The organism is Lysinibacillus sp. FSL K6-1151 (genome assembly GCF_038630755.1).
Classification (GTDB): domain Bacteria; phylum Bacillota; class Bacilli; order Bacillales_A; family Planococcaceae; genus Lysinibacillus; species Lysinibacillus fusiformis_D.
Map to the genome: position 1 here is coordinate 4583087 of NZ_CP152040.1, position 24223 is coordinate 4607309.

Sequence of the window (24223 nt, forward strand, 5' to 3'; positions counted from 1 at the left end):
AGTAAATTCCTTCTTTAAGGAAAAGTGGAAGGTACTAGGAATTATTTTTTATGTACATATTTAATACAAAAGCATCTTTATTGATATCCTTTAGGATTAGCAACAGAATGTGATTTCTCTGTAGTTTTGTCGATTTTGAGAATCCATTCATTCCGATTTAATCTAGAAAGATTTTTTCTCGCTAAAATATTTTATGATATGATGTTTAGGTTGTTTATCTACTACACATTTATATTCATCTTAGAAAGAGGTATCTATGCACCACTCACAATTATCCAAGCGACATTGGTCACTCATTTTAACACTTACACTATTAACATTTGTGCTTGGGACAAGCGAATTTGTTATAGTCGGAATCTTAACTGATATTTCCTCAAGCCTTCAAATGACTAATGCAAAAGCAGGCACACTCGTTTCTGCATTTGCCATTACATTTGCTATTGCCACACCACTAGTGATGTCAACAACAAGTCATTTTCCAAAGCGTAAATGGATGTTGTTTTTGATCCTTTCTTTCATCGTCCTCAATGCTTTTTGCGTCATTTCAACGAGCTACATCATGCTGCTTGTACTTCGTATTATGACAGCGATTGTAACAGGAGTATTAATCTCTCTAGCCATGATTGTTGCAAGCGAAACCATGCCGATAAACAAACGCGGACTTGCTATATCATTTGTTTTTGGTGGTTTCACACTAGCAAATGTCGTTGGAGTGCCAATTGGTATTGTAATCGCAGACTGGTATGGTTGGAATGCCACTTTCATGTTAACAACCTTTCTAGGTGGTTTGGCGTTTTTGACATCCTTTTTTGTCTTACCTAATCAACTCAGCCAAGTACGTAGTTCGATACGGGATCAGTTTTCTTTAATGATCAAGCCACGTATTTTAATGGCCTTTTTCATTCCTGCTCTAGGATTTGGGGCAACTTACGCTGTCTTTACGTACCTTGTTCCTATTTTGAAGGGAATGGGAGCACCAAATAATTCTATTAGTCTAATCTTATTTGGTTATGGGTTTATTTCGATTTTCAGCAATATCCTCGCCAGTAAAATTGCCAGTCATAATGCTATCGGTCGCCTTCGCTTTGTTTTTCTTGTGCAGGCTATTGTTCTGACAAGTTTATTTTGGACTACAAATCATTTTATTTTAGGGCTGGTCAATATTGGCTTAATGTCATTAATGGCTATCCTCTTAACAACATCTACTCAGCTTTATTTAATAGACCTCGCTGAAATTTACCAACCCAGTGCAAAAGGATTGGCTGCATCACTTATGCCCGTAGCAAGTAACGTAGGTATCGCTTTTGGTTCTGCATTAGGTGGAATTGTTTATCATCAGGGAAATTTAATGAATGTTACATGGGTCGGTGGGATTGTTGCCGTCTGTGCAAGTTTGCTAACTTTTCTTAGTCACCATTTAGATCAAAAACTAGAGAAATCAGCATAAAAATGATAGAAACAATTGAAAATGCATTAAGACCTTTAAAATTAAACTAGGCAGATTCGCTTTATAATGCGAATCTGCCTGTTTTACTTATAGCTCTGTCTCGCCAAAATGAACGGCATCTCTTGTGAAATATGCCTAATGAATATTTTCAACGAGTTATCTTGTAGTTAGATGTTTTTCTTTCATTGTACCAACTTGATTTAAAATCATTGCGCCAAACATTTGAATAATCGTCTTCACAACAATTTGTCCAAAAATGGCGGCTGGTACGGCTTCCCAAGGTAATATATTAGCTCCAAGTGGACTCAAGCCGATTACTACGAAAATTGCAGAATCCAAAAATCCTCCAACAAGCCCACTGTAGAACACACGCCAAGCCATTGGTAATTTTAATCGAGTATAGATTTCTGTATCAGCTGTTTCAGCGACAACAAATGATAGTGCTGACGCTACCACAATCAAAAGAGTATCCCCCAGTAGGAATGACACTACTGCTGATAAAATTAAAGCTGTAATAATAAATAAATACGTCTTTGCCCTACCATATTTATTTTGTACAAGGTCCCGAAAAATAAAGGTTGCCCCAATTAAAAACGTCCCCATTGGAACAATAAACATACCAAAGTGCAATGGTGCAAATGCTGCCGTTACTACATTAGCGATGACAATAGATAATAAATAAAACAATATTCTCATACTACTACTCCTCAATTTAAAAACATTTTTGTAATGGCACACTATACGCCTCTTTTATTTCCCCAAACAAGGGCATGTAACTGTGGTAGTACTTTAACATCTCTTAATTCTTCATCCTTCATCACTCTATCAATCAATGCATGATATTTATCCAATAAATGCATAATTAATTGTGAATTGTCAGTTGTCATGAGATCATCATTACCGACTTGAAGATAAAAAGGAATCATTGGATATCGATGGTGAATTTGTTTAGCATAATCGTAATCCTCTTGATTAAAAACGACTATTTTGAGAGATATATGGTGATTACTGTTTTGATTTTTAAGCTTTTCGAAGATATATGAGAGCACCGAATAGTCTGTGGTCATTCCAGAACTAGGTGGCTTTGGAGAAATGGTCAGTTCATCAATCTCATGCATCCATTTTTGCCACCTACTTCCCTGTGTTTCCACCCCAATTTTTATGTTGTTTTCTTTTAAAATGGCAATGAGCTCAGCTAAATGTGGATTGAGTGCAGGATTGCCGCCTGAAATCGTGACAAATGAGAAGCCATTGCCTCCAAGACGTTTCAACTCAGTCCAAATCTCTTCCGCTGTCATTTGGACAATCAGATGCTTTCCACTGCCATCCCAAGTAAACGATGAATCACACCAAGAACAGGAATAATCACAACCTGCAGTTCTCACAAACATTGTCTTCTGGCCAACTACCATCCCTTCACCTTGAATCGTCGGTCCAAAAATCTCGATAACAGGTACCTTACTCACCTTCCATCCACTCCCGTCTCGCTTCTGCATAGCTTGTCGGAGTTTCATATAACCTAATAAACTCTACACATGCACCGTTATAGCTTGGTTCATCAAGCAAGGCCTCTGCCAACTTTTCATAAATCCAAACTACCATGTTTTCTGCTGTCGTATTCATGGGTGGAAGCGTTTCATTTAAATAACGATGATCCAAATGAATTTCTATTTTTTGTTTCCATATTTTTTTTATATCGCCAAAATCAATCATCAAACCGCGTTCATCTGTGTAGCCACTCAATCCCAATACTACACGATAGGTATGACCATGTAGGTTTTTACATTTCCCTTCATAATGATGTAAATGATGAGCAGCATCAAAGGTAAATTCTTTGCTTACAAGAACACGCTTTGCATGATAGTTCAATTGATTTCTTTGAATATCGACATCTATTTTTTGGAGCCTCTCGACGATTCTAAAATCTGACATACCTTAAGACTCCTTCCTATAACGCAAATACTCATCAAGCCCTTTGTTTCGCAGTTTACATGCTGGGCATTCACCGCAACCATCAGCTATGACACCGTTATAGCAAGTCAACGTTCGTTCTCGAACAAAGTTCAATGCCCCAAAACGATCAGCAAGCTCCCAAGTGTGCGCCTTATCCAGCCACATTAACGGTGTATCAATTACAAAGGAATCATCCATCGATAAATTTAACGTTACATTCAAGGATTTAATAAAAACGTCTCGGCAATCTGGATATCCGCTAAAATCTGTTTCACAAACACCCGTCACGATATGCTTAGCTCCTACTTGACTCGCTAAAACACCAGCAAATGAAAGAAAGAGAAGATTACGACCAGGAACAAAAGTCGATGGCAGCTCACCATTATCTCCGTCTTCTACTGTAATATCTTGTCGTGTCAAAGCATTCGGAGCAAGTTGGTTTAGGAGTGACATATCAAGAATATGATGCTTGATTCCAAGTTCACTCGCTATCTCTTTTGCACATTCAATTTCAAGACGATGCCTTTGACCATAATCAAAAGTGACTGCCTCAACCTCTTTAAAACGTTCCCTTGCCCAAAACAAACAAGTTGTACTGTCCTGACCTCCACTAAATACAACAATTGCTTTTTCCTGCTTCATCTATAAAACTCCCTTATATCGAAAAAACAGCACTCTAAGAAAAAGTGCTGCTTTCTTCTTAGTTTTTTTAAGAGGGTAGCTAAAAACCTCTTTCTTGATGGAACTATTTAAATCTCCATTTATCGATTATCAATTTTTTCTGGATTAAGATCGTGGTTCATTAAACGATAATTGGCGATTTCCTCGTATTTCGTTCCTGGCTTCCCATAGTTACACCATGGATCGATCGAAATACCCCCACGTGGCGTAAACTTCCCCCAAACCTCAATATATCGTGGATCAAGCAATGCAATTAAGTCATTCATAATGATATTAACGCAATCTTCATGGAAATCACCGTGATTTCTAAAACTGAATAAATACAACTTTAGTGATTTACTTTCAACAATTTTTTTATCTGGGATATACGAGATGTACATCGTGGCAAAATCAGGCTGATTTGTAAGCGGGCATAAACTAGTGAACTCTGGACAATTAAATTTAATGAAATAATCTCGATTGGCATGTAGATTATCCACTGCCTCTAATACCTCTGGTGCATAATCATAGGAATACTTTGTACCTTGATTACCTAACAGGGTTAAATCCTTTAATCCTTCTTCATGACTTCGGCCAGACATAAAAAAACCTCCTTGTAAAATGTTTCCCAACACTTTTCAAGAGAGGCATCACCAAGCATTCTATTTAAAACATACGTAAACACATAAAAAAAAGCCACGTCCAATATGGACATGGCATTATTGTCATGTTTCCATAGTTTTTTATAGAGGGTATCCGCTATGAACCTCTCCCGTTCTAGTCCGGGCATTCTTTTCTTCAATATCGTACAAAAAATAATACAGAACGTCAAATAGATTTTTTTAAAAAATCTTTCTGTATGGATTGTGGTTTGAAAGCATTACTAAAGAATTGATTCAAAGGATTTAGAATCGGATTTTTATATTTTCTTTAGAACCGTCGCACTTACTTATGGTACGGTTCTCCGTAATGTGGCTAAGTGCGGTTTTTATATATTAAATTATTTTAAATTTACGTTATTCTTCTAGAGATAAACTTCATAAATTTTCGTGAATTCTGATGTTTCAGTGTACACAAATCTTAAATATTCTTTTAAATTTATTAGTTTGATAGCTCTTATAATTACTAGCGTATTTATTAATTTAGGAATATTAGCTAAATTATATTGAGAAGACATACTAATACTAATATTTTCTTCCTTATTGTTTATATATGAATACACTCGATGATTTTCAAGACTTTACTTTGAATGTGGTTATAATAAAAAGTACCTCGCCAATAGACTGAAATTAGAGAATATTATTAGCTTCTACCATTTAATATCATAGAAATTAAGCAAACGAAAACATCCCTTTTATCTTCTTCAATGGCGGGCAGCAAAAGATTAAAATTATCCTTTGCCTCTTCTAAGTTCTCGGCGACATTTAGTTTATTAAAACTTTGTTCCAATAAATCCAAGTCATGCTTTAGAATAATACATTGTTCACCATTAATTTCATTTTTCTTTAAACAATCCTCTAAAAAATCTATGCCTTCTTTTTTCATACCACTTTTTAAGTAGGCTTTAGCTAATTTATCAATAACAAACAAAGAAGGATTGCAAAGATAATACTTGTTCAAAATTGTAACCCTATAAATAGGCGGGAGTGTGCTAAACACTGTAGGAACCCACGATCCATTTACAAGATCACCAAAACCATTTTTTATAAAATAGACATGAAATATCTCTAGAGAAAATTGTTTAATGGTATCAAGTGCATCGTCAATGTCGTAAGCTGTGTATTCTCCTTCTTCTCCTTTATGCGCACCTTTATTACCAATTACCTTCGCCAGCAATAACTTTTCTACTATTACGCTATCCATAAACCCCTTAGTAGCCTTGATTTTGTCATGAATTTTATATCTTGCCCACTTGTTTTTATCTTCAAGAGATACAAATTCAATAACGATTTCATCGCACACATATTCTAAGCAAATCCTAATATCTACAGCTCTATGATGATCTTTTTCTTCAGTTTCACTAGCATAAAGATAATATTTTCTTGATAATGGTGATATTAATGGTAAACTAATCTCCATGTTTTTCATTCCTCATAAAATAAATTTATCCTTCCAAATTGAAATGTCATCTATTTTATTAATTGATACATCTGTTCTTGAATCTTGATTGCCTCTGGTGGTGTATGGACTACCCCTGAAATAAATACTTGCTGATTTCTGTACATACCCGCATACTCATCATCAATTCCCTTTAACACTAATCGTTATAAATTTTTTTATTTGCATTCTGAAAATGGCTCTTCTTTTCGCACTTCTTGTCCCACTCCTTTATAGAAGCATTTAAACTCCCGATATATGCAACGCTGATAGGTGAAAAACAAGTTTTTGAAAAAAATGATTTATTTGTGATACAATTTACTACTATTTGTAAAAATATTTCGTATAATTAAAATAGCATATCGAGGAGGGGTTTTATGGCAACTCATTCATTAAAACAGATTTCTAATAATACAAATTCTAAAGCTTTAAAAATTTACCCTGAAAAAGCTAAACCAGACGGTGGTTTACATGATACTATCGCATTGAAACTTTCAAAAGAACAGGCAATTGAACTTGTTACTAGATTATTAATGGCCGCTGAAAATTGGGATAAAATTCATCTTACAGCCTTTAGACAAGGTAATAAGATCACAATAACAAGTCAACAACCAGATTTTTAAGAATAAAACCTTTCTTTTCAGAAACTATTATTTGCATGGTACGGTTCACCAAAGTAATAATATGCATATTGTAAATTCTCATTTTATAAACATTGATCTATAACTTGTATAAGCTACTCAATTAAATTGAGTAGCTTATATTTAAAATGGAAAATCTAAATAAACTAACTCTAGGTACATCTTCAACTCATTTTCGAAGTCTTCCCCCAATACAAGCCGTTATAGTGTAATCCTAGTATTTAATTTTTCTAAAAAACTCTTTAATCCATCTGTTGTTTCTTTACGTTCAAATAACTTTCTGTCTTCAGAAATATTAGATATTCCATTTTCAGTTAGATAATCTTTTATTGTAATTACTGCTTGTTCTATTAATTGACTTGATTGTTTATCATCTAACAAAATCTTTTCCATTTTGTTAGAAACTGATTCAGCTTCTTTATTAATTTCTAAGTCCGTGTTCTCGTGATATCGAGGTTCGATTAAATATTTAAACAGCATCATTATATGCCATCTTGCTCTTCTATATACCTTACCTTCTTCTGTGTTTCTTATAAACGCATCTACTCTATACCATGCTAAACCACTCACATAATAAACATTCAAACAATCCGAACTTTGGAACAACTTACCTCTTGTTGACTTTTCAACTTTACCATATTGGCCAGATACCTCATGTGGTAAATCTAAAAACATAGCTGAGGTAGCTTTAATTTGAAAAGGAATATTTATAATTTTTATTTTTTGTATCTCTTCATTCCTATATTGCTCCGTTCTCCTCTCATAATATAAATCAAATCTATTTCTGCTTCGTTTCACCTTATAGTATTCTTCAATATCTTTTTGTTCCACCTTTAATGCAGCGAGTTGTTCAGGCTTAAGGGAAGTTTGACTATTGGTAGCCTTAATAATTGCATGTTTGGTTTCCTCATCTGTTGTACCAATTAATCTAATAGGGATATATATATTTTCTGCTTTAATATTTTCTCGAGACTCAAATAATACATTACTTGTTTGACATCCGTTAACAATTTGATAGTTTGTTAAAGTAGCTTCAGTGGTTACTATACTAACATCATCAGCAATAATTGTAATACCATTATTTAACAAACCAAAAAGATGTGCATTACTTCCTGTAATTTCCTTTGTCATATTAGAATTTACATCAATATTGTCATCACTTCCTAGATAATCCCTAATATTATCTTCGAAAATCCCTTTTTTTAACTTTCTTTCTCCTTCTATTTCATCTGTTAAAATACCAAAGAGACTTTCCAATTTAATTAACCCATAATACCCAGAAGATACCTTTTTGGTAGGATCAATTGGATAGGGGACAGGCTGTTTATCCAAATTAAATTTTATTTCAAGATTACTATCCAACTTCCTATAAAGTTCCATTACTTTTTTTAAACCTAAGGGTTTGAAGTTAATTCTTTGATCATTAAACATAACTTTATTAATTAAATCTTGTTTCCCTTTATCTAAAGTTGATTTCATATGTATATCTTTCAAATCTAAATCATTAGTTGCCAAAGTAGCAAAGTATAAATCTATGCTTGGTAATTGCTTAAATTTATTACTTTTACTATATATATATTTACTGATTTCCCACTGATCCTTTAATTCTTTAATTTCGCATTTTTCTAAGTTAAAGAATCTTAGTACACCCATAAAATAATCTTGAATTTGGGTTCTATCAAAATTCGTACTTACTTTAGATTGAGTGAATATAAAGTTAACATCAATTTTCTTTGCATTCTCACAAATATAGTCAAAATCCTCTTCGTTTTCAATCAACTTATCATTTACAAAAATCGCTACCCCATCAATTCCGAATGCAGTTCCAGTCTCCATACTCTCAAAATTTGCATTAACATCGTTACCATATACTTTAAGAATTAAATCGTTAATGAATTTTTCGAATAAAGCATGTTCATCCTTTGCTTTGGTTTTAGATATTCCGTAATTTTTTGCAAAATTCTCTAAGTAACTTGAAATTATTGGGTGATTTACTTTGGTTACATTTGCCACATTTATTTCTCCCTTCGTTGCAATAACAATTATTTATCCAAAGTATATTATATAACAAGATATTACTATTTGACTAAATAGTGGTCTCCTTTCTTCGAAAATACTTCATTGGTTTCTTTAAGAAATTTCATAATCATAACATGCTCCAATAAATAACTAATGTCTTAAGAAAAAAGTTTTTTCTTAAGACATTTTTAAATTACTAATTCAGAAACCTCGAGAACCTCACTTACTTATGGTACGGTTCACCGTAACGTTGGATAGGGTAAAGTTATAGTAATAAACTCAAAGTAGCCTTTAACTATATTTTATCCTTATTGAGCGAAATAATTAAATGGGATAGTAGTTATTAATTACTACTATCTCATTTGTTTAATTGGTGTTATCTATATCTTCATTAATAAATGACTTTAAAGTGCTTAATTCATCTAAGAGGTTAGAAACCGTCTCTTCAATTATCTCTATTCCTCTTTGTACAGATTCTTCTGCTGCCCAAGCTAATTCAGACTTAATTTCAGCAGCAGCATGTTGAATATTTGAAACTATTTCATCTAATGATTCATTATCCATCTCTATAGCTCTGTCATTCATTTCTGCATTAATATAACCTTCTTCATCAAATTCTACTAACTCGTAAGTTTCTGGTTCAAACTCAAAATCCCTCAATGTATTAGAGATTACTTCTAAATTTCCTATTAGTTCTTCAGTTGATTCATTTACTTCAATTTCTTCAACTAATTCTTCAATAACTTTATAGCATTTTTCAATTACATATAATGCTTGATCTAAGTTATCTTGAGATAAACTAATATCATGTGTTCTATAATATCGCCCTACTTCTCTACCATGAAATTCAAAAATACCAAATACTACATCACACAATATTGAACTAATACTTTCTAATTCAGCAATCATATAAACTAAAGGTAAGATATCGTACTTATAGATTGCTATTGAATGTGGATGAAAATCTTCATCAATTATAGATTTAATTTGATCAATTATACTTTTTTCATTAAATATCACACCTGATTCAAAACTTCTTGACGATTCTTTCGAATAATTTGCTGAACCAACATAAGCTAATGAATCTGTCATGATAATTTTTGAGTGATTATTAAATTGAAAATAGCCACTAAAATTATTATTAAAGTTCTCTGGATCGAGTTTTCTAACATAATTTTCAATTTGCTTTCTTGCATTTGTTTTTGCCCAATTATAATAATAGTCATTAAACCTTTTGGGTATATTTGTGTAGATTTTAATTTCAGTTGATTCTGGAGCATTATTCAATTCATGCAATAATGTATTATCTTTCTCTGAAAGATTATAAGTTAATATATAGATATATTTAGCTCTAGAGAAAGTGTCTATAACTTCTTGATAACCAATTTCATCTTTAGTCATAACAAACTTTGCTAATCCATAATCTGTTTCTCTCTTTGTCATATTTTCACCTTCATTAAAATTAATTATATTTTTCCTATACACCATTTATAAATATCAACTTTGTATAACGGTTAAAATAAAAGACAGTCCTTTAAGCATTAGTTACTTATTAGAACTGCCTATTACTTCAATATCATGTTGTCATTCTTTGAATGTTAGAGTTCTTTTACCACTTCTTCATCTAATATTGCTTTACGTTTCTGCCAATCAGGCATTAGTACGTTTAGCATGTTGTAAAAGTTTTCACTGTGGTTGTTATACTTAAAGTGTATCATTTCATGAAGGATAACATATTCAATACAATATTTTGGTGCTTTAATAAGCTCTGTGTTTAGTAAAATTGTATTTGAATCTACTAATGCTGATCCCCATCGAGCTTTCATCACACGCATATCAATACACGGCTTCTCAAGCCCATATTTTTTCACAAAGGGATAGAGCCTGTCAGTTAATTCTTCAAAAGTTTTCTTTGCCTTTTCTTTATACCATGCCTCCATCAATTTTTCCTTTTTACATTGGTCTTGCTTGTCTTTAACGAATAAATAGATAAAACCTCGGAAGTATTTTACCAATTCCTTCTCATCTGTTTCTAGTACACGTAAACGGTATTGTTTTCCAAGGTATCTGAACGATTCACCATTCACGAATTTACGTTCATGATATTGAAATGGTTGAACCTTTTCAAAATCACCTATATGCTTTATAATCCACGCACCTTTTGATTTTACAAAATCATAAATAAAGGACAAAGGCACCTTCTCATGGGCTGATACTTGAATATCCATGTTCGGTTTAATATTTAAATTGACGTTTTTTACATTTTTTCTCTCTAATTCAAATTCAATGAGTTTTTCTCCATATTGAACTTGATGCTTTTCCATGTACTCACGTCCTTAATAACGCCTTCTAGCTACAGTTTTTATCTGATCAATTATTTTATCAACAGTTTCTAAATCTACTTCAACATTATTTTCCTTCGAAAATTCATATAATAAATCGTCTACCTCTTGTTCTATTCGTTTGTGCACTTCTATATTATCATGCCAATCTCGCTTCGTATAACCACGAATGGCATCATCTATTTGAGTTGCCAATTGTCCCACTACATCGTAGCCTACAGTGAAATCTTTGGTTTCCATTAATATATCTTTTGTAACACCGTAGAAGGCTTGCGCATTTGCATTATCTCTAATAATAGTAGGAAAATCATCGACCGGTTCACCCTTACGATATTCTTCAAGAATTGTCTTCATGGAGTTTAAATATTCTGCTTCTGAAATCCGTTTGTCTTTATAAGCTTGTAGTGCTTCTTCGATACGTTCAGAGAATCGTTTATAGTATGCTGGATTTTCATCCCATTTTGCAGAAACACTTTTTGACATACGTGTTCTAATCGCATCTGCTTTCGCACGTTTAGATCCAAGTCTTTCAATCTCTTCTTCAAACGCTTTTTCATTTAGAATATCGACAGGATTTGTAATGCGAATAATTTCCTCTGAAGCAATGTAATTATCCATTAATTTTTGCATTTTTGCTTCGTATTCTTTATGATCAATTGTATCTGAATAACGTAGTTTTACACTTTTACGCAGCTCTTGGAAAAACTTTAAGTCTTTTTTATATCGTGTTAACTCCTGCTCAGGCAACGTATTATAAATTTTTTCTGACTCCAAAGCGATTCCAACATTACGCCCAAACTTACTTAATAAATTATAAAACTCATTACGGCGTTCCTCATCTTCTAATGACACTTCATATTCTTCCATGTCTTGCTTATTACGAATATGAGAAAACAAATCCCATAAATCTGAATGTGCCTGTCTTAATGTACCAATAATTGAAATCACATCATATATCGCACCTTTTATATCAGTTGGATCAAAGTTTTCTAAACCCGCCCCTGAATACATTTCAAGTGCTTCATCCAACTTTTCAAGTAATCCACGGTAATCTATAATTAAACCATAATCTTTACCTTCATAAAGGCGATTTACACGCGCAATTGCTTGTAATAATGTATGTTCTTTCATTGGTTTATCAACATATAGAACTGTTGCTCTCGGTGCATCAAATCCTGTTAAGAGCTTATCTACTACTATTAGAATATCAATTTCATCACCGTGAATGAATTCCTCTTTAATTGCATCTTCATAGTAATCTGGCGTACCATACTTATCCATCATACGTTTCCAGAATCTTTGAATTTTATCTTTTGACTCGCCATCTACTGTATCAAAACCTTCTCGTTGATCGGGTGATGATATAACTACTGCACAATTTAAGTCCCCTAACTCTTCAAATGCTTCTAAATAACGAATAGCCTCTATCTTACTATTCGTTGCGAGCATACCTTTAAATTGACTACCTTGAGTTTTATAGTTATTTAAAAAATGCTCATTAATATCAAAAGCTATCATACTAATACGTTGGCTAGAAGAAGCAATATGCTCAAAGTGACTCCATTTTTGCATTACTTCTTGCTTTTGCTTGTCATTTAAATTACGAGTAATCATTTCTAAGCGATTGTCGATAGCGTTTCGGTTAACTGTTTGTTCAACCATCTTTCCTTCATATAGAAGTGGTACAATCGCTCCGTCTTTTACACCGTCTGCTATTGTATATTGATGAATTATTTTTCCAAATTTAATCATGGTACTTTTCTCTTTTTTCATCAAAGGTGTTCCTGTAAAGCCAAGATAACAAGCATTTGGAAATACTTTTTTCATCTTCAAGTTTAGTTCACCATATTGTGACCGATGGGATTCATCGACTAATACGAAAATGTCCTTTGATAAAATCGGATTTAGCAAAGTAGATGCTATATCAAATTTATTTACAAGCGTTGTAACAATGTCAGTATTACCGTCTTTAATTAAATCGACTAAATGTGTACCCTTTGTTGCACGACTAGCTTTTAGTCTCGTATGGTTGAATGTCTTGTGAATTTGTTTATCCAATTCTACACGGTCAGTCACCACAATTACTTTTGGATTTACTTCCGTTAGCTCGGATAATAAGTATTTAGCCAACATAACCATTGTGAGCGATTTACCAGATCCTTGTGTATGCCAAATAACACCAGATTGACGATTCCCTTTTTCATCGCAAGTATTTATTGTTTTTAAGATTTCTTTGATTGCAAAGTACTGCTGATAACGAGTTACTTTTTTCACGTCTTTATCGAAAAGAGTAAAGAAATGCGTTAGTTCAAGTAAGCGTTCCGGATGGAATAGAGAAATAATATTTTTATCTTGTATGGTTGGCATACGCCCATGAACTATTTTAACAATCAAGTCTTCAAGCCATTCTGTATCTTGCTCTTTCCATACTGACCAAAACTTTTTCGGCGTATTACATGTTGCGTACATTGTTTCATTTTTATTAGTCGCCACCACGATTTGAGCATATTTGAATAGCTGAGACGCATAGTCTTTCCCTTGGTTACGAATCATTTGACTAATACCTTGCTTCATAGAAATAGAGGCTTTTTTACATTCGATCACACCAAAAGGTATACCATTTACAAATAGTGCGATGTCCGGTCGAACTTTACCATTCCCATCTTGTCGCTCAACTGAAAATTCCTCGACAATATGAAAGGCATTATTTTGTGGGTTATCCCAATCAATAAACTGTATCGTATATGACTTTTTCGAACCATCAGGTAAAAACTCTGTATAGCTACGCCCCAAAAGAAGAGTTTCAAATATTTTCTCATTTGTCTTCACTAGACCATCAGTTAAATCTTCATCTAAGTCACGGATTGCTTGATCAATATTCAATTCACTAAATGAATATGTACCCCCTTTATACTCATAGCTGTTGATTTCTTTAAGCTTATTTCTCAATACCGTTTTCAACAGGACATCATACAGATTTCCGCGCATTTCTTCCGCTTGATGTGAAGTAATATATCCATAGCCTAATTCTCTCAACACCTCTATTGCAGGTTGCTGACTGGTATTTAACTCATCGTAATACTGACCATTCTCCATCTTCCTCACCTCCGAATATTTATATAGAAGGAAATAAAGGATTACACCTTTACTCGTATCTTACCTGTTAAGAGATTTTGTATGAGTCCTTGCTTTTGGTTGTGAATTAATTCTTTTTCGTAATTTAGTATGGAAAGTTCTTCATCCAATGTATTTAAAATTTCGGCAATCATTTCTTGTTCTTGAAGAGATCCGGGGATTTTTACCTTAATGATTTTAAAGTTCTCATATTTTAAGTTTAAAGTATCGTCCACTAACCCTTGTGAAAAACGTTTAAATAAATTTATGACGGTAGGAAGTTTAAAAAGGTAACCCATAAATTGTGAATTAATATTTTTAGTAGGTATTAGTATTGTATAAGCGGGACTAACAATCCCTTCGTACTTCGATACCCCTGAAACTCCTTGCCACATTCGCATAGTGTTATATCCTATATCATTTGGACATATTCTTTTATATTTACTTTTATCTTCGCTAGATGTGTCTTTAATATTTACTTCAGACCTCTTAACTACACCTTTCTGTGATGTTATAGCTAGTAGTTCTAAATTTTCATATCCAATATCCTTCCTCTCTTTAAAAACACTTCCTAACGTGACTTCTTTCCATTCTTCTTTATATCCATTAATTCTTACTTTTCCTGTCAATAATTTTTGCATTAATTCTTTTTTTTTCTCTTTTTTCTGCCCTATCAACTTTTCTTTCAGATCAATTGCCTTATCCCATGTTGAAAGGATAGAGGTGATTTTGGACTGCTCATGAATATTAGGCAATGGAATTTCTGTATCCCGTACTTGCTCTAAACTAATTTGAGGATAAGCTAATCCTGTTTTGATTACATTATAATAACTTCTTATTTTGCTTTGATTTAACCAATGATAAACAAAATTATTTTCCACACCGCTTTTATTGATGCGAATTTTCGCAATATGTTGATTAATATTAGCTTCCTCTATGTTTTTAGGAACTACTGCTACTTTTCCTACATCTCCTGTAATAGATATTAACAAATCGCCTCTTTGAGTTTTTGAGCGATTCATTTGTTCATGAGCTTTAGAATCTATATATTTAAAAGCTCCATATACAAATCTCCCATCTTTAATACAATCACTTTTAAAAAAGGGAATTCCAGACTCCTGCCACTCAAATCCATAAGTAGTGGGAGTCGCACCTTTTGTTATCAAACTTGAAATCTCACGTAACTTCACTATATCCCAATCACTAGGAATTTTACCAAATCCCTTAATTACCTTTTCCATGACTTCTCTCCTTGCATATTAGCTGTCTTACCTTTTTAAGAGTTTATTATAGTCTCTTTTGTTCGATAAACTTATTAAAATTATCCTTCATTGGCTCTGCTAACTGGTGCTGATGGAAGATTTTGTATCGTTATTCATAATGTCACTGCTTTTTTGTAAGCATTACACCTTACTTATCAGTCAGTTTCTTTTGATGCTCTCTTTCAATTTGTTTAATACTCTTTTCAGGTGTTGGCAAGTTTTCTGGCATTGTACCACCAAGTTCTTCGATTGTTTTACGAACTTTTGAACCTACCTCATAATGTATTTGATTAGCTAGTTGTTTCCCTTGCACATTTTCACGGCGTAGCTTTTCATCTGTTTGTGTTGCACGGAATAGGTTGGCTGCTAGCTCAGTACTTCCCATATGGTCTAAAATTTTATGACTCTTTTTCAATCCTTTTCGGGCATGAATTGCTTTTGCATCCAATTCTCCATACAAACCTCTGTATCCATGATTCTGAAAAGTTGCATAATCGAAATTCGTTTCTACACCTGCAAGCTTTGCCGCCTCTTGTAATGATTTATTATGTTCTTTTAATTCATTACGAATTGCAAGACGCTTACGATCTTCGTCTAAATGATCAAATTCATCTTGAAGCTCTTGCTTACGTGTTTGTACTGCAAAATAGGTTTGTCCAAGTGCCACAACTTCTTTTTGAGGATCTGCATTTTGTACAATTAGATAACAAGCATAGCGAGAGAGCATCATATCATCAATCTCTCTCATTGCTCCTGACCCTATTTGAACCATTCTTCCCACTTGGGAAAAATGGTCTTCTGGATTTTGCTGACTATTACTACATGCTTCTTTCGCTTTTGAAATTACATTTAAAAATTTATCAAATCTTTTATAATGAAGTATCTCTTGTAAATCGCGAGCGTACCAAAAATCTTCCCCATACTCATTCACATTTTTAATATTTTCAAATGTTTGTTCACCATATTCTTCAATATTGCTCATAAAAATTCCCCTTCCCCTTTATTAATTTTTTCAGAAATGAGATGCAACGATGTGTTATAGTCCTAACTCTTTTAAATACTGCTCCATCTGCTTTTCCACTTCCACAAGTTCCTTCTTGATGTTCATGATATTTTCTTTCACTTGCTCCATATCTACAGGTTCATCTTCCTCAAAAGTGTCCACATAACGTGGAATGTTTAAGTTATATTTGTTTTCTTTAATTTCATCTAATGTGGCGACATAGGAATATTTGTCCTCTGCTCGATAGTTTTCATAAGTATCAACAATTTTAGCAATGTCTTCTTCACGAAGTTCGTTTTGATTTTTACCTTTTTTATAGTGTCCTTCACCAGAAGCATCGATAAATAGAACTTCTTTACGTGAGCGATCTTTACGAATTACTAAGACACACGCTGGAATACCTGTACCATAAAATAAGCCCTCTGGTAAACCAATCACTGCATCTAATAAATTCATATCAATGATTTGCTGACGAATCTTACCTTCTGAAGATCCACGGAATAATACACCATGAGGCAAAATCGTTGCCATGCGTCCGTTTTCAGCTAATGAATAAATCATGTGCTGTACAAAAGCATAGTCTCCTTTAGATGTCGGAGCAACACCCCATTCGAAACGTCGATGCGGATCAAGACCTGCATCCATTTTGAATTTTTCATCTGTATTACCTTCACCAGCAAAACCAATTGCCCATTTATCTAAAGAGAAAGGAGGATTAGCTACGATTGCTTGGAATTTCATCAATTTACCATCCTCTAAATGAAGTGGATTAGATAATGTATCACCCCATTCAATCTTTGCATCATCTATCCCATGTAAGTACATATTCATTAATGCTAAGGAGTGTGTTGCGCCATTACGTTCTTGTCCATAAATAGCAACTTTCTTATTTGGAACTTGGTTTGCTACTTTAATTAATAAAGAGCCTGAACCACATGTAGGGTCATAGATACGGTCATTTTCTTGAGGTTTTACCACTCTAGAAAGTAATTCCGAAGCCATTGTTGGCGTGTAAAACTCGCCGCCCTTCTTTCCTGCATCTGATGCGAAGCGCTCAATCATAAATTGATATGCATCACCTATTACGTCATCATCACCAAGTAAAGAAGGTTTAAGAGTCAATTTGTTAAAGTCCTCCAACAAAGCTCTAAGCATCGCGTTTCGTTCTTTTGTTTTACCTAGTATAGCTTCACTATTGAAGTCGATATTCCGGAATACTCCACGTAATTTAGCAGAGTTATCACTTTCTAAGCTTTCTAATGCTACGTTGATAATTTGACCAATTTCAGCGTCATTACGTTTGCTATATAGATAATCAAAAGTTGATTCGTCTTTAATAACGAAGCGTTCACGAGATATTGCACGTTTAATACGTTCTTGATCACCATTATATTTAGCTGTCAGCTCTTCCTTTTTTTCCTTGTAAGAGTCACTTAAATACTTAATGAAGAGCATTGTCAAAATATAATCTTTGTATGTTCCTGCATCAATTTTCCCACGGAATGTATCTGCTGCTTGCCATAATACTGCATTAATTTGATCTTTCGTTACACGTTCTGTCATGATATTTCCTCCAATTATTGATTGATTATTTGTTTTGTTATTTCTTTAAACCAACATTCCTTTTCATCAATTAGCCTTCTATAAAGTGACTTTTCTTTTTGATGTAGCTGCCATATCGCAGTGATGTTCTGTTGTTGATCAAGGGACATCTCTTTTATTTCTAACGCCTTAATAATTCGTTGGTTAGTACTCAAAATAGTGGTTCCTGATTGTGATCGCTCCAATGATTTCTTTACTTCAACTGTATTCAAATACCAAGCAACATAAGCAGGTAAATAATTCGTATCCTCAACCTTTATAACAACAAAATAGGATGGGACAAGCAAATTTTCATGTTCTTCACCAACAAGCACTGCTGTATTTGGTTCACTCAAACGCATCAGTATATCGCCTTTTTTCGTGAAGTAGTGTGAATCTAATTTATCATTTGAATCAAATTCTTCGAGATTTGCAGTAGAAATCAATCCGTCTTCTATAATATTACGTAACGTTATTAGCTTGTAGGTAGCTTTCTTTTCAAAAGAGACTTCAGCCTTCTTTCTACTCAAAACTAAACCTGTATTAACGTTTGCTATTTCTCCAAGTAACATATTCCACCTCCGTTTAATTGTTAAATTTCGTTTTTAACAAAAATGTTAAATTAAATATATAACAATTAAACAGATGAAGCAACTAAATTATTTATTTATTTTCTTTAAAATTACATTTAACAAGGAAAACCATAGTTTCATAAAAAATTATTATATTTTAGAGCAGCACCTGGTCATGTATATAACAAAGGGGGTACCTGTGTTTCATGCCCCACCCCTCTACTCATAAGTCGTTATGTATCCATTTGGATATGTAGCGGCTTTTTTGTGTCACAGCGAAGAAGAGGCGTATTGAGAAGAGTGCCCGTATTGAAAGGAGGTAAAAGCAATGAATAAAACATTGTTGCGTATTTTAATTCGTGCAAAGGAGGTTAACAAATGGGTTGCTACTAAACACCTTGTAGATGTTCCTTTGCAACATTCAATTTTGTTGCATTTAGAAGATCAAGGGTTGTTATTAGTACAGCGTCATCAAGAAGAAGGCGTTCTCATCAAGTTGACGGTGAAAGGTTATCACCAATATAAAAATGTATCGGAGGAATAAACATGTTAAAACGATTTAAACAACGTTTCCAAGCATCGTCGTTAGGAGATGGTGTTGATTTATCAATGAAGGAAATTAAAGAGCTTCATATGGATTTAACACAGCAACTACACATAGTGGAGGAAGCAATTCTACGTGCTATCGACCGAAATAGTTACACATTATTATCTGACTTAGTCCTTGAAAGAAAACGCATTTCCATTGCTATTGATACCGTAGAAACGGCACTCGATCAAACACATCGACGTCGTTTCTTTTCGTCTACAGCCATTACTACGTTGTCGACAAAGCTTGATGATTCACTGTCATCCATCAACAACACATCAAAAAACATCACTGGCAACGTCATCGACCGCGCGGCAAAAGGTTTAGCATATAGTTCTCAGCTTAGTGAAAAAATGCAATATGCACTTCAACAGTCATCGACACGTCTATCTCAATTATCAGAGCAAGTTATTCATCAAACAAAGGAGCGAAAAAACAAATGAAACAACCAAAACAAGTAGCTACAAACAATGTCGTTCATCTACAAAAGGAAGTTACTACAAATCCGTCGTCGACATCGTCATTGCCTGATTTAATCATTACATCGACAGAGGCAAAGGAGCGTATCGACAAGCTACAGAAATTCGTAAAGACATCGATGATGCGCGGTGTTGATTACGGCTCAATCGATGGTTTCTCAAAGCCTACATTGTTAAAGCCAGGTGCTGAAAAGTTATGTGATGCTTTTGGCTTCTCTAAAACGGTCGACGTCATCAACCGCATTGAGCAATGGGATGTGGGGATTTTTTCTTATGAAGTACGAGTAACATTATCAAATAAGGTAACAGCTGTCGTTGAGGCTGAAGGGATCGGCTCATGTAATAGCAAAGAAACATCTTTTCGTTATCAAGATCCATTTACAATCGTCAACACACTACTGAAGATGGCAAAGAAACGTGCATTGATTGACGCTGTATTATCCGCTACAAGAACTTCTGGGCTATTTACGCAAGATATTGAGGACTTTCCTAAACAAGATCGTAAAGGAGGTGATGCCCCAGCACCCTTTACAACTTCATCTACAGTCATATTTTCAAGATCAATCTTCTCGTCGAAAGAGGCAACATGTACTTGCGATAAATCCTCAAAAACATAGGCAAGTAAATCGATGACTCCCTGTAGTGTTAGTTCTTGTTTATTCGGATTAATACGTACCATTGTCGTCCACTTATTGTTACTTGTAACAGGAATCCAGTATACGTGAAATAAGTTCGATAGAAGTACGTGTTGATAATGTGAGGATGGTTTTTTATTTAATTCTTCGAAGCGAGTAACTAGTGCTAAAAACGACCTTTTTGGCATTGCTGTACTGCAAAATTTAATCCCATCATACGGACATCCTTTAACTCTTTCTTTCTTGTAAACATCTCTAACAGTATAAATGCTGCTCATAATCATATCTAATATGCGTGATTTATATATGTACATCCACATTCTCCTAATTTTCTCATTTGAAGCTTAGAGCCCCATAGCTTTAATGCACTTTTACCGTCCAAATAGAGGGATAGTTATTACTTACAAAAAAACAAATGCATTATCGTGATTATATTTAATATTAAATTCAATTTCAATATTAAATTAATATGGTATAATAAAAGAAACTTATTTTTGGAGGATTACATATGAAAATCACCTTACATGCTTCAACGATTGAAGAGCTTCAATTCAAGAACATTGGTCAGCGGATAAGAATTTTACGAGAAGAATTACAGAAGATAAATAAATCTGATTTCACTGGAAAGACAGTTGCGTCAAGATTACCAAATATATCTCAATCAAAACTGAACTTTATTGAACGAGGAGAAACGTTGTCTATAGACGCTCAACTTCTGTATGAAATTTCGAAAGATTTCGGGGTACCTATGGAGATATTCTTTGATGATTTTTATTCCAATGTTACCACTAAAGACACTATTTATATGGAGCCTAAAATTTATCAGTCCCTTAATGATTCTTCTCACAATGTAAAAAGGCTGAAAAACGTTAATCCACTGGATGAAGAGAAATTCAAATTAAACATTCAGCTAAAACGCATTGCATCTAATGGGGATTATCAGATTGTTTCTTCTGATACTACGCATGTAACCCATGATTTAGATACACTGAAAAACTTTTTAATTCAAATTAGACAGGCTATAGATTTAATTGATTATCATGCAGATCAAATGATTCACTCAAACAATGATATGAGTAATCATTTTAAGAATGTGGACGAGCTTGCTAAGCATATTAACAATCCTAATTCAGCATTTCCATTCTTCCCTCAGCAATCTATTGAAAAGTTGAATGAACTGTATGATGAAGCACTTCAATATACAACGCATTGCCAAGAAGATAAAGAAAAACGAAAGGAAGAGTAATATGGGTAAATACATCGATACACATAATTTCATTATTCCTAGCGCACTCGAAATATCAAAAACAATTCACGAACATCTTGAAGAAACTAAAACACAACAAAAGGAATTTATAGACGCTTTTAGTGATTTATTAATCAATGCTCTCAATAATAAAAAATTGGAGGAATAATAATGATATTAAAAGGCGTTATTTATGCTCGTGTAAGTACTGAAGAACAAGCTACAGAGGGATATAGTATTGCTGCCCAGAAAGAAGCATTGCAAGAGTATGCCAAGCTAAGACAGATTGACATTGTTGATCAGTATGTTGATGAAGGTCGGAGCGGTAAAAGCATCGATGGTCGACCAAAAATGCAACAGTTGTTACAGGCAGCAAAAGACCAAAAGTTTGATGTTGTACTCATCTATAAATTGGATCGTCTTTCTCGTAAAACAAAAGATTCTCTTGAAATCATTGAGACGCTAGATCAACACAATATTCAATTAATGAGTTATTCAGAAAACATCGATACTTCCACACCAGGTGGCAAAATGTTTTATACTATGTTGAGCTCTTTTGCTGAAATGGAACGAGGAACCATTATTGACAGAGTAAAAATGGGGATGACACAACGTGCTAAACAGGGCAAGTGGAATGGTGGCGTTGTTTTCGGTTATGACAATATCAACAAAGAATTAGTTATCAATGAATCTGAAGCAGCCATTGTTAAAGAGATTTTTGAACTTGCTAGTCGAGGACATGGTTATAAAAAGATTACTGGTGAGTTAAATCATAAAGGTTATAAGACAAAACGAAAGAAAGAATTTTCGATAGGAACTGTAAAGGGCATATTAGAAAACCCTGTCTACATCGGAAAAATTCGTTTTAATCAACACGTCGACTGGTCTGAAAAACGGCGGAGAGGAAAGAACGCCAATCCTGAAATTATTGATGGTACTCATGCGCCTATAATTTCTATACCACTTTGGAAAGAAGTTCATCATAAGAAAAAGAAGCGCTCGTATCGCCCTACACAATCCAAGAAACCATTCATACTGACAAAATTACTACGCTGTCCTGTCTGTGGTCATGGTATGGTTTCGGGGGCTTCAAATGGCATATATCGCTTTTACCAATGCGGACAATACAAAGCAAAGGGTGCAACAGCATGCAAAGCGTATTCCATTAATGCTGATGTTGCTGAAAAACAAGTGCTCGATGAATTAAGGCTTACAGTAGAAAAACCTTATTTTATCGATAAGCTTGTAGCGACGTTGAACGATCAGCGGTTGCATGCTGAACAGCCACTAGCCGAGGAAAGAAAGCGCCTTTACTCATCCAAAGCAAAGCTTGAGAAACAGATGGATAATATCGTAAATCAATTGATGGATATGCCTGAATTACAAGATGTTTTCAAAAAGAAACTACTTGAATTAAAAAAAGTTGCATTGAATATCGATGAACATATCCAAAGAGTCGAGAAAGAATTAAAATCCCTCGACACACAACCAATTGATGCAGAAGCACTTAGAAATCTGCTGTCTCATTTTGATGCTATTATTAGCCGCGCTTCGGCGATAGAAATTAAACAGCTACTTTCGCTTTTCATCAAAAACATCCAGATTACTAAGGAGCCTATAAGCTCTGAACATCTTCGTCAAAAAAGCCGTCAAATATCGAAAATCAATCTACTCTTTGATTTCACAATTGAATCGGTGGCTGGTGCTACTGGAGAATGGTTTAATGAAATGGTTTCTCTCGACTATATTCAACCCGTGGATTCATCTCTTTTAGATTTACCTTCAAATAACGAAAAAACGATAAGGGAAGCATTAGCCTCCCTTTCAGTTTTACCCTTATTTATGATACGGTTCACCCTTCATAATCCTAAAACTCCGATAAACCTGCTCGACTAGTACGAGCTTCATGAGCTGGTGAGGGAGCGTCATTTTACCGAAAGATTGTTGTTCATCTGAACGTTTTAGCACGTCATCATGTAGGCCGAGGGAGCCGCCGATGACGAAGGTGATTTTGCTTTTGCCGTAGGTCATGAGAGATTCGATATCGGCTGCCATTTGTTCGGAGGTTTTCATTTTGCCGTTGATGGCTAGGGCGATGACGTAGGCATCTGGGCTTATTTTGGCTAGTATGCGTTCGCCTTCCTTTTTCTTGACGATGTCCATTTCGGCTTCACTTAGTTGTTCAGGTGCCTTTTCGTCTGGTACTTCAATCAAATCCATTTTTGCATAGCCGCCAAGTCGCTTTACGTACTCATCGATGCCCATTTTTAAGTACTTTTCTTTTAGTTTGCCGACTGATACAATCGTTATATTCACACGTTATCCACCTTTACAATTCATTTACAAACAAATTATCCACAAAAGTTATCAACATATCCACAAGTCACTTCTATATATTGTGTAAAGTTATTTACTTGATACAATATATTCTGCTGGCTGTTCACAGTAGCTACACTTTGTGGATAACTTTTTATCCTCTTTGATTTTATCCATAATTGGGAACACTTTTTGCTCTGCTACAAACATGTCTAAAGCGTGTTCTATATGGCTTTCACAGCTGTATTTTTCCATTTTTTTACGTCT

General features: G+C 34.1%; 24 protein-coding genes. 8 read left to right on the forward strand and 16 right to left on the reverse strand.

Going from position 1 to position 24223, the window contains the following annotated elements; translation table 11 throughout:
• Positions 1-256 precede the first annotated feature (256 nt).
• Positions 257-1447, forward strand: coding sequence for an MFS transporter (locus MHI04_RS22275; RefSeq protein WP_342535196.1), 1191 nt, complete (start codon positions 257-259; stop codon positions 1445-1447).
• A 156-nt stretch (positions 1448-1603) separates the two neighbouring features.
• Here MHI04_RS22275 and MHI04_RS22280 read toward each other — a convergent pair whose 3' ends face one another.
• The 6 genes from MHI04_RS22280 to MHI04_RS22305 form a co-directional block, all read right to left on the reverse strand.
• On the reverse strand, positions 1604-2143 hold the full coding sequence (locus MHI04_RS22280) for a VUT family protein (RefSeq protein ID WP_141904576.1): 540 nt from the start codon (positions 2141-2143) through the stop codon (positions 1604-1606).
• A gap of 41 nt (positions 2144-2184) precedes the next feature.
• A complete protein-coding gene (queE, locus tag MHI04_RS22285) occupies positions 2185-2913 on the reverse strand; it encodes a 7-carboxy-7-deazaguanine synthase QueE (protein WP_342535197.1) in 729 nt (242 codons plus the stop codon).
• Positions 2906-3379, reverse strand: a complete 474-nt coding sequence (queD, locus tag MHI04_RS22290; protein WP_342535198.1) for a 6-carboxytetrahydropterin synthase QueD — start codon at positions 3377-3379, stop codon at positions 2906-2908. Before queD ends, queE begins: the two co-directional genes overlap by 8 nt.
• 3 nt (positions 3380-3382) lie before the next feature.
• Positions 3383-4042, reverse strand: coding sequence for a 7-cyano-7-deazaguanine synthase QueC (gene queC, locus MHI04_RS22295; RefSeq protein ID WP_342535199.1), 660 nt, complete (start codon positions 4040-4042; stop codon positions 3383-3385).
• A gap of 119 nt (positions 4043-4161) precedes the next feature.
• The gene (gene queF, locus MHI04_RS22300) at positions 4162-4662 is read right to left on the reverse strand and encodes a preQ(1) synthase (RefSeq protein WP_342535200.1); all 501 of its coding nucleotides are present in this window, start codon (positions 4660-4662) and stop codon (positions 4162-4164) included.
• Between the two features lie 700 nt (positions 4663-5362).
• Entirely contained in the window at positions 5363-6139 is a 777-nt protein-coding gene (locus MHI04_RS22305) for a hypothetical protein (protein WP_342535201.1), read from the reverse strand.
• A gap of 395 nt (positions 6140-6534) precedes the next feature.
• On the opposite strand from MHI04_RS22305, the gene MHI04_RS22310 reads away from it, so the two are divergent.
• A complete protein-coding gene (locus MHI04_RS22310; RefSeq protein ID WP_342535202.1) occupies positions 6535-6780 on the forward strand; it encodes a hypothetical protein in 246 nt (81 codons plus the stop codon).
• 219 nt (positions 6781-6999) lie between these two features.
• On the opposite strand, the gene MHI04_RS22315 is transcribed toward MHI04_RS22310, so the two are convergent.
• The 8 genes from MHI04_RS22315 to MHI04_RS22350 all read right to left on the reverse strand — a co-directional run bounded on the left by MHI04_RS22315 (position 7000) and on the right by MHI04_RS22350 (position 18691).
• The gene (locus tag MHI04_RS22315; RefSeq protein ID WP_342535203.1) at positions 7000-8811 is read right to left on the reverse strand and encodes an AIPR family protein; all 1812 of its coding nucleotides are present in this window, start codon (positions 8809-8811) and stop codon (positions 7000-7002) included.
• 372 nt (positions 8812-9183) lie between these two features.
• A complete protein-coding gene (locus MHI04_RS22320; protein WP_342535204.1) occupies positions 9184-10260 on the reverse strand; it encodes a hypothetical protein in 1077 nt (358 codons plus the stop codon).
• Positions 10261-10415: 155 nt separating this feature from the next.
• Positions 10416-11141, reverse strand: a complete 726-nt coding sequence (locus MHI04_RS22325) for a SprT family zinc-dependent metalloprotease (RefSeq protein ID WP_342535205.1) — start codon at positions 11139-11141, stop codon at positions 10416-10418.
• A 12-nt stretch (positions 11142-11153) separates the two neighbouring features.
• The gene (locus MHI04_RS22330) at positions 11154-14255 is read right to left on the reverse strand and encodes a type I restriction endonuclease subunit R (protein WP_342535206.1); all 3102 of its coding nucleotides are present in this window, start codon (positions 14253-14255) and stop codon (positions 11154-11156) included.
• Between the two features lie 41 nt (positions 14256-14296).
• Positions 14297-15514: a restriction endonuclease subunit S gene (locus MHI04_RS22335; protein ID WP_342535207.1), complete on the reverse strand. Its 1218-nt coding sequence runs from the start codon at positions 15512-15514 to the stop codon at positions 14297-14299.
• Between the two features lie 169 nt (positions 15515-15683).
• A complete protein-coding gene (dinD, locus tag MHI04_RS22340) occupies positions 15684-16517 on the reverse strand; it encodes a DNA damage-inducible protein D (protein ID WP_342535208.1) in 834 nt (277 codons plus the stop codon).
• 54 nt (positions 16518-16571) lie between these two features.
• The gene (locus tag MHI04_RS22345; protein WP_342535209.1) at positions 16572-18101 is read right to left on the reverse strand and encodes a type I restriction-modification system subunit M; all 1530 of its coding nucleotides are present in this window, start codon (positions 18099-18101) and stop codon (positions 16572-16574) included.
• A gap of 14 nt (positions 18102-18115) precedes the next feature.
• Positions 18116-18691, reverse strand: a complete 576-nt coding sequence (locus tag MHI04_RS22350; protein ID WP_342535211.1) for a restriction endonuclease subunit S — start codon at positions 18689-18691, stop codon at positions 18116-18118.
• 328 nt (positions 18692-19019) lie between these two features.
• On the opposite strand from MHI04_RS22350, the gene MHI04_RS22355 reads away from it, so the two are divergent.
• The 6 genes from MHI04_RS22355 to MHI04_RS22380 all read left to right on the forward strand — a co-directional run bounded on the left by MHI04_RS22355 (position 19020) and on the right by MHI04_RS22380 (position 23536).
• Positions 19020-19235 carry a hypothetical protein gene (locus MHI04_RS22355; protein ID WP_342535212.1) on the forward strand — a complete coding sequence of 72 codons (216 nt, stop codon included), beginning with the start codon at positions 19020-19022 and terminating at the stop codon, positions 19233-19235.
• A 2-nt stretch (positions 19236-19237) separates the two neighbouring features.
• Positions 19238-19723 (forward strand): hypothetical protein, encoded by a 486-nt coding sequence (locus MHI04_RS22360; protein WP_342535213.1) that lies wholly within the window; start codon positions 19238-19240, stop codon positions 19721-19723.
• Positions 19720-20376, forward strand: coding sequence for a hypothetical protein (locus MHI04_RS22365; protein ID WP_342535214.1), 657 nt, complete (start codon positions 19720-19722; stop codon positions 20374-20376). The genes MHI04_RS22360 and MHI04_RS22365 overlap by 4 nt, the downstream gene beginning before the upstream one ends.
• Positions 20377-20902: 526 nt before the next feature.
• Positions 20903-21640 (forward strand): helix-turn-helix transcriptional regulator, encoded by a 738-nt coding sequence (locus MHI04_RS22370; RefSeq protein WP_342535215.1) that lies wholly within the window; start codon positions 20903-20905, stop codon positions 21638-21640.
• Between the two features lies 1 nt (position 21641).
• Positions 21642-21809 (forward strand): hypothetical protein, encoded by a 168-nt coding sequence (locus tag MHI04_RS22375; protein ID WP_342535216.1) that lies wholly within the window; start codon positions 21642-21644, stop codon positions 21807-21809.
• Positions 21810-21811: 2 nt separating this feature from the next.
• Complete coding sequence (locus tag MHI04_RS22380; RefSeq protein ID WP_342535217.1) at positions 21812-23536, forward strand: recombinase family protein; 1725 nt, start codon at positions 21812-21814, stop codon at positions 23534-23536.
• Here the strand turns inward: MHI04_RS22380 and rlmH are convergent.
• The gene (gene rlmH, locus MHI04_RS22385) at positions 23477-23956 is read right to left on the reverse strand and encodes a 23S rRNA (pseudouridine(1915)-N(3))-methyltransferase RlmH (protein WP_036119387.1); all 480 of its coding nucleotides are present in this window, start codon (positions 23954-23956) and stop codon (positions 23477-23479) included. The two genes, MHI04_RS22380 and rlmH, sit on opposite strands and share 60 nt — an antisense overlap.
• 90 nt (positions 23957-24046) lie before the next feature.
• Entirely contained in the window at positions 24047-24211 is a 165-nt protein-coding gene (locus tag MHI04_RS22390) for a CxxH/CxxC protein (RefSeq protein ID WP_082673719.1), read from the reverse strand.
• Positions 24212-24223 lie beyond the last annotated feature (12 nt).